Below are 12,721 nucleotides of genomic sequence, written 5' to 3' on the forward strand. Positions count from 1 at the left end.
GGGATTAAATCTGACGGTAACTGCGTTAAAAATTTCTGATATAGAGCAACTAAATAACGAAATTTTTGCCTTGTTATCGACAAGATTTTCTTGCCTCAAAGTTGATCACTTAATTAAGCGAATTGGTATGATACTAAATAATTAAGATAAATTTGATTATTTTAAAGGCCGCTATTTTATAAATAGCGGCCTTTTTGTTTGTAAAATTTAGACATAAAAAAGCCGCTTACTTTTACAAGTAAGCGGCTTTTAAATTTAAACCAATATTTATACTAATTTAGCAAGAATATCGTTAAATGTAGTGCTTGGACGCATCGCTTTAAAGGCTGCATCATCGTTAGGCTGGAAGTAACCGCCTAAATCAACTGCAGGGCCTTGCGCATCGTTAAGTTCACTTACGATTTGTTCTTTATTAGACTCAAGGTCGCTAGCAATTTGAGTAAACTGTGCTTTAAGTTCACTGTCATCATTTTGCTTAGCAAGTTCTTGTGCCCAGAATAAAGATAGGAAGAAATGAGAACCACGGTTATCAATTTCTTTCACTTTACGTGAAGGAGACTTGTTTTCTGCAAGGAAATTACCAGTCGCTTTATCTAGCGTATCAGCAAGAACTTGTGCCTTGTTGTTACCCGTAGTTACGCTTAGGTGCTCAAGAGATGCAGCAAGTGCTAAAAATTCACCTAAAGAATCCCAACGTAAGTGATTTTCTTTTTCGAATTGTTGAACATGCTTAGGTGCAGAACCACCCGCGCCAGTTTCAAATAATCCACCACCGTTCATAAGTGGAACAATTGAAAGCATTTTAGCACTCGTACCTAGCTCTAAAATTGGGAATAAATCTGTAAGGTAATCACGTAAAACGTTACCTGTTACAGAAATAGTGTCTTTACCTTCTTTAATTCGCGCTAGTGAGAACAATGTTGCTTCAAGCGGTGCTAAAATTTGAATATCTAGGCCAGCTGTATCGTGATCTGGTAGGTATTTATTTACTTTTTTGATTAGCTCTGCATCATGTGCACGGTTTTCGTCTAACCAGAAAATAGCTGGAACGCCTGTTGCGCGTGCACGATTTACTGCAAGCTTAACCCAATCTTGGATTGGTGCGTCTTTAACCTGACACATGCGCCAAATATCGCCTTGCTCAACACTGTGCTCAAGTAATGTATTACCATTTGCATCAACAACACGGATAGAACCATCTGCTTTAGCTTCAAACGTTTTATCGTGTGAACCGTATTCTTCAGCTTTTTGAGCCATAAGGCCAACGTTAGGTACGCTACCCATAGTTGTTGGATCAAACGCGCCATTCACTTTACAAAAATCAATAGTTGCTTGGTAAATACCTGAGTAACAACGATCTGGAATTACAAAGCTAGTGTCTTGTAATTTACCATCGTTATTCCACATTTGACCGCTTGAACGGATTGCAGCAGGCATAGAAGCATCGATGATCACGTCACTTGGTACGTGTAGGTTTGTAATACCACGGTCAGAATCAACCATAGCAATAGCAGGGCGGCTAGCGTAAACAGCTTGAATGTCTGCTTCGATTTCTTCGCGCTTAGCATCGTCTAATGTTTGAATTTTAGAATATACATCGCCTAAACCATTATTTACATCAACACCTAGCTCTTCAAAAAGCTCACCGTGTTTAGCAAATACATCTTTGTAGAATACTTTTACAGCGTGACCAAAGATAATTGGATCAGATACTTTCATCATTGTCGCTTTCATGTGAAGCGAGAATAAAACACCTTTTTCTTTAGCAGCGTCAATTTCAGCAGCTAAGAAAGCTTGAAGCTTAGAAGCGCTGATGCTTGATGCATCAATAACTTCGCCAGCTAAAAGAGGCGTGCTTTGTTTAAGTACAGAAACGTCGCCGTTAGTTGCAACATGTTCAATACGTACATCAGTGGCTGTATCAACAGTTACAGACTTTTCTGAACCAAAGAAGTCGCCTTCGCTCATGCTTGCAACATAAGACTCTGAATCTTTGCTCCACGCACCCATTGAATGTGGGTTGTTACGTGCATATTCTTTTACAGAACCTGGTGCGCGACGATCTGAGTTACCTTCACGTAGTACTGGGTTTACTGCACTGCCTTTGATTTTGTCGTAAGCAGCTTGAATTGCTTTTTCTTCATCATTTTTAGGTTCAACAGGGTATTCTGGAAGAGCGTAACCTTTTGCTTGAAGCTCTTTAATTACAGCGCGAAGCTGTGGTACAGATGCACTGATGTTTGGTAATTTGATGATGTTTGCTTCTGGTGTTTTAGCAAGCTCGCCAAGTTCAGCAAGTGCATCACTAATGCGTTGTTCTTGTGTTAAATAATCAGGGAAGCTAGCAATTACACGACCTGCTAATGAGATATCGCGAGTTTCAACTTCAACACCGGCCGCATTTGTATATGCTTGGATGATCGGTAGCAACGAGTAAGTTGCTAGTGCCGGAGCTTCGTCCGTTTTTGTATAGATAATTTTTGATGTCATCATCATTCCTAGATAGTAGACCGAAAAGGTCTTATTCAACAATGCAAAGAAAATCATTACTAATGAGTGAGTACATATTATTAAACAAGTTAATGAATACATACGCTCGTAATGAATAGTTTGTTAGGTGTTGGTACTCAGCGTTGCTCTTTTATAAAAGCAGAATAGTCACACCTGACGAACTGGAATTGTATTTATAGCTAAAAAATTAACAAAAATAAATCAGCCTTTAGCCTAGTACATATAAAAGAGGCGACAAGTTGGATTAGTTGCTGCGTTAATACGCAATTTTTAGCACCAAGAGTGTAACAAGCTTAAATAAAAAGGGCTAGAGGTTGAGCATGCCCAATAAGCAGTTAAACAATCAACTCTTAGAACATTGGGGTATATAAAATAAATTCAAGGAAAAGGGTTGAATTTGAATGAAAAGAGGCAATAAATAGGGGAGAAGAGATAAGTTAGTATGCTTAAGGAATTAAGCGAGGATCTTAAAAGGTCACTCGCTTTAGTCGAACAAAACAATAGTCACTCAATAATGTCACCATCTGGGGCAATATTTTTAGCGTGTAGACCTTTAGGCCCTTGTTCTAATTCGAATGTTACATCTTGACCAGCTTTAAGTGTTTTATAACCGTCCATTACAATTGTTGAGTAATGAGCGAAAATATCATTCTCGCAGCCGTCTTCTACGATGAAACCAAAACCTTTAGCGTTGTTGAACCATTTAACTTTACCGCAAGCCATACTTCTACATCCTTCAATAAGTTGACTAATTTAGTTATTCTAAATTGTATTATTTGCTAGACTGACTAAGGTTTAATCAATCTACGTTTGACTGTAGTTTATTTAGCCAACCAGTCAAGTGTTTTGAGTTATTTTTTTAACATTTTATTTATTTTTTATTCAAGTTTGCTTGAGTTACAAAGACAAGACTATATTTAATTATGAGTGGTATGAAAGATTCAGGTGTTATCGATACAGTTCGCGACAGCGAAAAGCAAAAGCTACAGCCGCCGCGAAAATATAAAGTTGTTTTAAATAACGACGACTACACGCCGATGGACTTTGTAATAGAAGTTTTAACGACGTTTTTTAATATGGATAGCGATAGAGCAACCGACGTGATGCTTCAGGTTCATGAAAAAGGTAAGGGTATATGTGGTGTTTACAGCGCTGACGTAGCCCACACTAAAGCTGAACAAGTTAACCGCTACGCGCGTGATAACGAGCATCCACTGCTTTGTAGTTGTGAGCAGGAATAAATACCAATTTAATACAATTGGTATAAATACCAATTAGGGTGATCAAACATCCGATTGTTGTGGTATAAATTATTATCTCAGTAAGGGGTTGCCAATGCTAAACAAAGACTTAGAACTCACATTAAATGCCGCGTTTCGTGAAGCGCGCACTCGCCGTCATGAGTTTATGACCGTAGAGCACCTTTTACTTGCGCTGTTAGATAATCCTTCTGCAGGAGAAGCCCTAAACGCGTGTGGTGTTAATATTTCTGGTTTAAAAACCGAATTATTAGAATTTATTGACGAAACAACACCCGTCATTCCAGATTTAGAAGAAGAGCGTGAAACTCAGCCAACACTTGGCTTTCAACGTGTATTACAACGCGCTGTGTTCCATGTGCAATCGTCAGGTAAAAATGAAGTCACTGGCGTGAATGTGCTAGTTGCTATTTTTTCTGAGCAAGAAAGCCAAGCTGTATATTTACTTAAAAAGCATGATGTATCGCGTTTAGACATCGTTAACTTTATTTCGCATGGTATTTCTAAAGCAGATGATGAATTAGGCAACGACAGCGACGATATTCATGATGAAGTGCAAGAAGTTCAAAATGAAGAAGCAAGCAAGCTAGATAGCTTTACAACTAACTTAAACGTTCAAGCTCGTGAAGGTAACATTGATCCACTGATCGGACGCGACAGCGAAGTAGAGCGCACGGTACAAGTATTGTGTCGTCGTAAAAAGAATAACCCATTACTTGTTGGTGAAGCGGGCGTTGGTAAAACAGCAATTGCTGAAGGCTTAGCGTATCGCATTGTTAATAAGCAAGTACCAGAAGTAATTGCAGATGCTGTTGTGTACTCGCTAGATATGGGTGCATTGCTTGCGGGTACTAAATACCGCGGCGACTTTGAAAAGCGCTTTAAAAGCTTACTAAAAGAGCTGCAAGCTGAGCCAGGCTCTATTTTATTTATTGATGAAATACATACCATAATCGGTGCCGGCGCGGCGTCTGGTGGTGTTATGGACGCATCAAACTTGCTTAAACCACTCCTTTCAAGTGGTAAGCTACGTTGTATGGGTTCAACAACTTACAACGAGTATAAAAATATTTTTGAGAAAGACCGTGCATTAGTACGTCGCTTTCAAAAAATTGATGTACTTGAGCCAAGTGTTGCCGATACCACTAAAATATTAAACGGCTTAAAAGAGCGTTACGAAGAGCATCATGGCATTCGTTACACTCAAAAAGCACTAAAAGCAGCTGCAGAACTCAGTGCTAAATACATTAATGAGCGCCACTTGCCAGATAAAGCAATTGATGTAATTGATGAAGCCGGTGCAAGCCAGCGTCTGCAACCTAGCTCTAAACGTAAAAAAACCATTGGCGTGGCAGATATAGAACTAATTATATCTAAAATGGCACGTATCCCAGCGCAAAGCGTCTCGTCGACAGATAAAGAAACGCTTAAAAATTTAGACCGTAACCTTAAAATGCTCGTGTTTGGGCAAGATCAATCTATTGATGCGCTTACATCAGCTATTCGCTTATCTCGCTCTGGTTTATCGAGCGAAGAAAAGCCAGTAGGTTCGTTTTTGTTTGCAGGGCCTACCGGTGTGGGTAAAACAGAAGTAACTAAGCAACTTGCTAAATGTATGGGTGTTGAGTTTATTCGTTTTGATATGTCGGAATATGTAGAACGCCATGCAATTAGTCGATTAATTGGTGCTCCACCAGGGTATGTTGGTTTTGAGCAAGGTGGTTTATTAACAGAAGCAGTTATTAAAAATCCACATGCTGTTGTACTTTTAGATGAGATTGAAAAAGCGCATCCAGACATTTACAACATTTTGCTACAGGTTATGGATCACGGTACGTTAACCGATAATAACGGCCGTAAAGCTGACTTTAGAAATGTAGTGGTTGTAATGACTACCAATGCGGGCGTACAAGAAACCACCCGTAAGTCGATTGGTTTTACAGAGCAAGATCATACGCACGATGCAATGGGTGCAATTAATAAAGTATTTTCACCCGAATTTAGAAACCGTTTAGATAACATCATTTGGTTTAATCACCTTGAACGTGAAGTTATTTTACTGGTGGTTGATAAGTTTATTGTGGAACTGCAAGCGCAGCTTGATAAAAAATCAGTTAACCTTGAGCTTACGTCTAAAGCACGTGAGTGGTTGGCAGATAAAGGCTACGATAAAGCAATGGGTGCACGTCCAATGGCACGTGTTATTCAAGAGGAGCTTAAAAAGCAATTAGCTAACGAAATACTGTTTGGTGAACTTGTTGATGGCGGTACGGTTAAAGTATCAGTTAAAGACAAGAAGATTCGCTTTGATTACGAGAGTAATTTAACACCAGCGTAAAACGTTAATTAAATAATTTAGTTAAATAAAATGGCCCGCTACATAATAGCGGGCCATTTTTTTGCCCTTTTTATAGGCAACAAAAAACCCAGTAAAAACTGGGCTTTTTGTTTATTAAATGTAATTGCTAGTCAATGTCTATCAATTACATTTAATAAACGCTTAAAGCTAGTAAAACACTAGCCAAAAACTAAATCTCGTTTACGCACTTACTTAGCGAGCACGGAATACGATACGACCCTTTGATAAATCGTAAGGAGTCATTTCTACCGTTACTTTATCGCCGGTTAAAATACGGATATAGTTTTTGCGCATTTTGCCTGAAATATGAGCCACAACTACGTGACCATTTTCTAGCTCAACTCGGAACATTGTATTTGGTAAAGTATCAAGGACTGTCCCTTGCATTTCGATTACGTCTTCTTTCGCCATGTTTAGCGTAACACCTCTTTAATAGTTAAACGCTGCAGATTTTGCCCAAAATACTCCAATAAGTAAAGGCGCAGGGGCTATATTTGCAAATTAAATAGCCACCCACTCATCATTGAGCTGTTTTTGAGCAGGTAAAAACTGAGTTTTGTACTTCATTTTGTCGCATTCATCAATTTGATAGCCTAAGTACACGTATTGCTTATTTTGCTCTTTTGCAAACTTTAGCTGCTCTAATATCATCACAGAGCCTAAACTATAGTGTTCAAAGTCGGGGTCAAAAAAGGTATAAATTGCAGAAATAGCGCTATTCATACAATCAGTTACGGCAACCGCGACTAAAGTATCTTGGTGCCACAGTTCAATAAATGCGATCTTGAGCCAACTGCAAAGCAAAAAACTTTGAAACTGTTCTTTTTCAGGAGGATACATACTTCCATCCTGATGACGCATCGTTATGTACTTGCTATAAAGCGGATAGTACTCAGGTCGCTCTTGCGTTGAATATTTCACTTCAAACTGGCTTTTTGCTTTGTTTAGTTTACGTTTTTGCGATTTTGAGGGCATAAAGTCTTGTGCTAATACACGTACAGAACTACATGCGCTGCATATTGGGCAGTGCGGACGGTATATTTGGTTACCACTGCGACGAAATCCCAAGCCTAATAATGACTCAAATTTATCGGTGCTGTAGCAACTGGGATCAAGAATAACTAAAAGTTGCTCTTGTCTGTTGGGTAAATAACTACAGTCAAACTCTTGGGTTAAACCAACACGTGCAGGAAGTTGCTCATTCATAGATTGCGTCAAGTTCTTGTGGCTCCCACATAATAGGGTTAACAGTATAGTTATGTGCAGCTTTTAGTTTAGTCAAAAATGTGGAACGGGGGATTACTTTTGCACCCAGGGTCATTAAATAAGGGTTTTCTAACTGGCAATCAATAAAATGTGCATTATGGCGTTTAAGCCAATTTACCAGTGCCCACATAGCAAGCTTAGAGCAATTGGTTTGATGATGAAACATCGACTCGCCACAAAAAACACCATTTTGCATAATGCCGTATAAGCCACCTGCAAGCTCTCCGTTACTCCACACCTCTAAACTATGTGCAATGCCAGCATTGTGTGCATTAACGTAAGCGTCGAGCATGTCAGAGGTGATCCAAGTGCCATCGGTATCAAGGCGTTGATCGCGACAGGCTTCTATCACCTCTTCAAAGGCATTATTAATGGTTACTCTTACAGGGTGCTTTTTTAAATGCTTACGCAGGCTCTTACTTATATGAAAATCATTAAGCTCAAAAATGCCTCGCTCGCTGGGAGACCACCACATAATAGGCTCATCTTCACTAAACCAAGGGAATACTCCGCTTTTGTAGGCATTACTTAGGCGAGGTAAACTCAAATCTCCGCCAATTGCTAACAAGCCATCAGGGGATTCTAATGCGTATTCCGGATTGGGGAATGCTATATCGTTTTCGCTTAATTGGTATAGCTGATTTCTCATACAGTACTTATTTTATAATTTATCTTAAAAGTGTAACTATATTTTAGGCATAAAAAAAGGGCTGAATAATCAGCCCTATAATAATTTATTTAATTGCTTATAAATTATCTAAGAAACGCTCTGCATCAAGGGCAGCCATACAGCCTGTACCCGCAGATGTGATTGCTTGACGGTAAATGTGGTCTGACACATCACCTGCAGCAAAAACGCCTTCTACGCTTGTTTGAGTCGCGTTACCGTGAAGACCAGACTCTACAACTAAGTAGCCATCTTTCATTTCTAGTTGACCAACAAACATATCAGTATTTGGCTTGTGGCCAATAGCAATAAATACGCCTGCTAAATCTAGCTCTTCAGTTGCATCAGAGTGTGCATCTTTAATACGAACGCCGGTTACGCCCATTTGGTCGCCTAATACTTCGTCCAGCGTGCGGTTGTAATGCATTACAACGTTACCGTTTGCTGCTTTTTCAGCAAGGCGGTCAGCAAGTATTTTTTCACTGCGGAAACTGTCACGACGATGAATAACATGTACTTCGTCAGCAATGTTAGATAAGTAAAGCGCTTCTTCAACCGCTGTATTACCACCACCAACAACCGCTACTTTTTGACCTTTATAGAAAAAGCCGTCACACGTAGCACATGCCGAAACACCACGGCCTTGGAAGTTAGTTTCAGACTCTAGGCCTAAGTATTTAGCAGAAGCACCCGTTGCAATGATTAATGCATCACATGTGTAAGTACCTTGGTCGCCAGTTAATGTGAAAGGGCGCTTAGATACATCTACTTTATTGATGTGATCGAATATGATTTCAGTTTCAAAGCGCTCAGCGTGCTCTTTCATACGATCCATTAACGCAGGACCTGTTAAACCGTGTGCATCACCAGGCCAGTTTTCAACTTCAGTTGTGGTTGTTAATTGGCCACCTTGTTGAATGCCTGTAATTAAAACAGGGTTTAAATTTGCACGTGCTGCATATACTGCGGCAGTATAACCAGCTGGGCCAGAGCCTAAAATTAGTAGCTTACAATGTTTTGCTTCAGTCATTATTTTTTCCTAAACGTTTAATACGGTCTTTAATGCGCTCGATTCTAAGAAAAACAAGGCAGATGTAAACAAAATCCGCGATTATTTTTTTTATCAAATCGAAAAGCTGTGCAGTATTGTGTACTAGAGCTCTGTGCTTTTACAGTTAAAATGCCTAAGTAGCTCAATAAATAGACTAACAGGCAACAAAACAGCGTTATTTCATGACCCCTTTGATTTTTTTTGTTATGTTTTACCTAATTTTATTTGTCACTGATAGATTATGTGACCTAAGCAAATAGGCAACTATGTTATTTTGGCAGGAAAAACCCGCATTCGGGTTGACTTCAAAAGACGTTAACGTCTTAACCAATGCGCAAGATTACCGAACGCAATTGCTACGCTTGATAGCGAACGCAAAAAAACGAATTTATATTACTGCGTTGTATTTACAAGATGACGAAGCAGGTCGCGAAATTTTAGAAGCGCTGCATCGTGTGTCATTGGCAAACCCGGCACTTGAGGTAAAAGTGCTGGTGGATTTTCATCGCGCGCAACGTGGATTAATTGGCGCTGATAAATCAGACGGTAACGCAAGTTTATACTGTGACGATTTAGAAAAGTTTAAATCGAACGTACAAGTTTATGGCGTACCTGTAAAAGCTAAAGAATTATTTGGCGTATTGCATTTAAAAGGTTTTGTAATTGACGACACCTTACTTTACAGCGGCGCAAGTTTAAATAACGTGTACTTGCAGCATAACGAACGCTACAGACTCGATCGCTACTTTTTAATAACGCAGAGCGAACTGTGTGACTCAGTAGTTGATTTTATTGATACAAAGCTAATTAGCTCTGTTGCTGTGCCACGCATAGACACACGACCGCTTAAGCGTTTGCACGACTTTAAGCTTGATCAAAAGCAATTAATGCGTGATTTAAAAGTCGCAAGTTACAACGCAGCAGAGCAGCTAAATACGCAAGCATTAGGTATTCGCTTGTTTTTAGGACTCGGGCGTCGCAATAACGAGTTAAATCGTTTAATAAAAGCGTTATTTGATACAACAGAGCAAGAGCTTGTGTTGTATACGCCATACTTCAATTTTCCGGCACCGCTTATGCGATCGCTGCGCCGATTATTAAAGCAAGGCAAGCAAGTGACTATTGTTGTAGGCGATAAAACAGCAAATGACTTTTATTTACCGCCAAGCGAGCCGTTTAGTAAAATAGGGGCATTACCTTATTTATACGAAACTATTTTGCATAAATTTGTAAAAACGCAAAAGCGTCATATCGATAACGGTAATTTAAATGTGTACCTGTGGAAAGATGAAAGCAATTCGTTTCATTTAAAAGGTATTTGTTCAGATAGAACAAAGCATTTACTGAGCGGGCATAACTTAAATCCGCGTGCATGGGGTCTTGATATCGAAAACGGTATTTTAATAGAAGATCCAGAGCAAACAATTATGGATGCTATTGATAACGAAAAGCAGGAAATTTTACAACACTGCCGCCGTTTAACTGGCCCAGATGATTTAGAAACAATGGATGATTACCCGCAGCCAGTTAAAAAACTACTTGGCCAAGCTAAGCGCGTAAAAGTAGATTTTATAATTAAGCGTTTTATCTAAATAAGCTTATATAAATCTGAAATTTAAATACAAAAAAAGCAGCTAATTAGCTGCTTTTTTTATGGGTTGTAGTTAGGTAGCTACATTACTTAATACCAACCTAACTACAAAACGCTAAATTATGCGTTTTCTACCGCTGTGCGTGGGTCAACATATTCCATGTTGAACGCTTCTGCTACTTCTTTGTAAGTTACTTGGCCTTTAATTACGTTTAAGCCTTTTAAGAAGTGAGCGTCATCTAGTAACGCCTTTTTATAACCTTTGTTTGCAAGGTTAATGATGAAAGGCAATGTTGCATTGTTAAGTGCAAACGTAGATGTGCGTGGAACAGCACCTGGCATGTTAGCAACACAGTAGTGAACAACTTCATCAACGATGAAAGTAGGATCAGCATGCGTAGTTGCTTTAGAAGTAGCAATACAGCCACCTTGGTCGATTGCAACGTCAACAATTGCAGAACCAGGTTTCATTGCTTTAATGTGCTCAGCAGTTACTAGTTTAGGTGCAGCTGCACCTGGGATTAGTACGCCACCAATTACTAAATCAGCTTCTAGTACGTGTTTTTCTAGAGCATCAGCAGTTGAGTAAATAGCTTTAACTTTATTACCAAATTGCGCGTCTAGTGCACGTAATACGTCGATGTTACGGTCAAGAACGACAACTTCAGCACCAAGACCAACAGCCATTTGCGCTGCACTACGACCAACCATGCCGCCGCCAATGATAACAACTTTAGCCGCTTCAACGCCTGGTACGCCACCTAGTAGCATGCCACGACCGTGGTTAGATTTTTCTAGCGCTTGTGCACCAGCTTGAATAGACATACGACCAGCAACTTCGCTCATAGGAGCAAGAAGCGGTAAACCACCGCGAGAGTCAGTTACAGTTTCGTATGCAATACAAATAGCTTTGCTTTTTACAAGGTCTTCAGTTTGTGGAAGATCAGGTGCAAGGTGTAAGTAAGTGAAAAGAATTTGGTCTTCACGTAGCATTGCACGTTCAACAGCTTGTGGCTCTTTTACTTTTACAATCATGTCTGCTTTAGCGAAAACGTCAGCAGCAGTTGCTAAAATCTCAGCACCCGCTAGCGTGTAATCTTCGTTAGTAAAACCAATACCCATGCCTGCATCAGTTTCTACAATCACTTGATGACCGTGGTTTACTAATTCACGAACACTCGCAGGAACCATACCTACACGGTATTCATGGTTTTTAATTTCTTTAGGAACACCAATAATCATATCATTTGCCTTATTAAGAACGGATTAACATTTTTCACTATTATATTCATCATAAGCCCGTGTGTCTCACCTTTTTTAAAGTCAAATCTAGTGTTATCATCTATATAACAAAAATAAACAGCATAAAAAACTAGTTGGCACTATGCATCAGTTATTAGATAGAATTGACCGTAAAATTTTAATGGAATTACAGCACGATGGACGCCTTTCAAATGTTGAACTGGCCAGACGAGTTGGCCTAAGCGCCACGCCCTGTCTGGAGCGAGTGAAAAAGCTAGAACGAGAAGGCTACATACTTGGCTATAAAGCAGTGGTCGATCCAGCTAAGCTTGGGCAAGGTTTATCGGTGTATGTAGAAGTAACAATTACTAAAACATCTCCCGACGTATTTGATGAGTTTAGTGCGGCCGTTAAAAAGCATGAAGAAATTATCGAATGTCATTTAGTATCGGGTAATTTTGATTTTTTACTTAAAACGCGCGTAAATGATATGTCAGAATACCGTGGTGTATTAGGTGACATATTATTAAAATTGCCTAACGTTAGTGAAAGCCGAACTTATGTAGTAATGGAAGAAGTAAAAGGTGAAGAAGGCGTAATTATTCGTCCTTATATTACTTAAGGTTATTTATATTAGCTGCGTCATTTGCTTATATAAGCTCAAATTATAAAAACTTGTTCATAATCAGGCCATCAAGGTTAAGATAAAGTGCAACAAATTGCATTTCCTGCTAAGGTATTTCACTGCTAAGTAAGTGTGAATAAAAATAGAATA

The 12,721-nt window shown here is 39.3% G+C and carries 11 protein-coding genes; 4 read left to right on the top strand and 7 right to left on the bottom strand.

Features of this window, described 5'->3' with window-relative positions; genetic code table 11:
- Nucleotides 1-267 precede the first annotated feature (267 nt).
- Together I6F42_RS03505 and cspD are read right to left on the bottom strand one after the other, a co-directional pair.
- Nucleotides 268-2,490 carry an NADP-dependent isocitrate dehydrogenase gene (locus I6F42_RS03505; protein ID WP_197150923.1) on the bottom strand — a complete coding sequence of 741 codons (2,223 nt, stop codon included), beginning with the start codon at nucleotides 2,488-2,490 and terminating at the stop codon, nucleotides 268-270.
- A 525-nt stretch (nucleotides 2,491-3,015) separates the two neighbouring features.
- The gene (gene cspD / locus I6F42_RS03510) at nucleotides 3,016-3,234 is read right to left on the bottom strand and encodes a cold shock domain-containing protein CspD (protein WP_002962500.1); all 219 of its coding nucleotides are present in this window, start codon (nucleotides 3,232-3,234) and stop codon (nucleotides 3,016-3,018) included.
- Nucleotides 3,235-3,443: 209 nt separating this feature from the next.
- On the opposite strand from cspD, the gene clpS reads away from it, so the two are divergent.
- Both clpS and clpA read left to right on the top strand, forming a co-directional pair.
- Nucleotides 3,444-3,752, top strand: a complete 309-nt coding sequence (gene clpS, locus I6F42_RS03515) for an ATP-dependent Clp protease adapter ClpS (RefSeq protein ID WP_007585109.1) — start codon at nucleotides 3,444-3,446, stop codon at nucleotides 3,750-3,752.
- Nucleotides 3,753-3,846: 94 nt separating this feature from the next.
- Nucleotides 3,847-6,108 carry an ATP-dependent Clp protease ATP-binding subunit ClpA gene (gene clpA, locus I6F42_RS03520; RefSeq protein ID WP_007585108.1) on the top strand — a complete coding sequence of 754 codons (2,262 nt, stop codon included), beginning with the start codon at nucleotides 3,847-3,849 and terminating at the stop codon, nucleotides 6,106-6,108.
- A gap of 213 nt (nucleotides 6,109-6,321) precedes the next feature.
- On the opposite strand, the gene infA is transcribed toward clpA, so the two are convergent.
- The 4 genes from infA to trxB form a co-directional block, all read right to left on the bottom strand.
- On the bottom strand, nucleotides 6,322-6,540 hold the full coding sequence (gene infA / locus I6F42_RS03525) for a translation initiation factor IF-1 (protein ID WP_002962494.1): 219 nt from the start codon (nucleotides 6,538-6,540) through the stop codon (nucleotides 6,322-6,324).
- 90 nt (nucleotides 6,541-6,630) lie between these two features.
- Complete coding sequence (locus I6F42_RS03530; RefSeq protein ID WP_197151122.1) at nucleotides 6,631-7,335, bottom strand: arginyltransferase; 705 nt, start codon at nucleotides 7,333-7,335, stop codon at nucleotides 6,631-6,633.
- Entirely contained in the window at nucleotides 7,328-8,044 is a 717-nt protein-coding gene (aat, locus tag I6F42_RS03535; RefSeq protein ID WP_024594164.1) for a leucyl/phenylalanyl-tRNA--protein transferase, read from the bottom strand. The genes I6F42_RS03530 and aat overlap by 8 nt, the downstream gene beginning before the upstream one ends.
- 97 nt (nucleotides 8,045-8,141) lie before the next feature.
- Complete coding sequence (gene trxB, locus I6F42_RS03540) at nucleotides 8,142-9,092, bottom strand: thioredoxin-disulfide reductase (protein ID WP_008168643.1); 951 nt, start codon at nucleotides 9,090-9,092, stop codon at nucleotides 8,142-8,144.
- A 287-nt stretch (nucleotides 9,093-9,379) separates the two neighbouring features.
- Between trxB and pssA the strand changes: the two genes are divergently transcribed.
- Nucleotides 9,380-10,705 (top strand): CDP-diacylglycerol--serine O-phosphatidyltransferase, encoded by a 1,326-nt coding sequence (gene pssA / locus I6F42_RS03545; protein ID WP_197150929.1) that lies wholly within the window; start codon nucleotides 9,380-9,382, stop codon nucleotides 10,703-10,705.
- A 119-nt stretch (nucleotides 10,706-10,824) separates the two neighbouring features.
- On the opposite strand, the gene ald is transcribed toward pssA, so the two are convergent.
- Entirely contained in the window at nucleotides 10,825-11,946 is a 1,122-nt protein-coding gene (ald, locus tag I6F42_RS03550; RefSeq protein ID WP_010552621.1) for an alanine dehydrogenase, read from the bottom strand.
- Nucleotides 11,947-12,088: 142 nt separating this feature from the next.
- Between ald and lrp the strand changes: the two genes are divergently transcribed.
- Entirely contained in the window at nucleotides 12,089-12,568 is a 480-nt protein-coding gene (gene lrp, locus I6F42_RS03555) for a leucine-responsive transcriptional regulator Lrp (protein WP_007582985.1), read from the top strand.
- Nucleotides 12,569-12,721 lie beyond the last annotated feature (153 nt).

This window comes from Pseudoalteromonas sp. SWYJZ12, assembly GCF_015864395.1.
In the GTDB taxonomy this organism is placed as follows: domain Bacteria; phylum Pseudomonadota; class Gammaproteobacteria; order Enterobacterales; family Alteromonadaceae; genus Pseudoalteromonas; species Pseudoalteromonas arctica.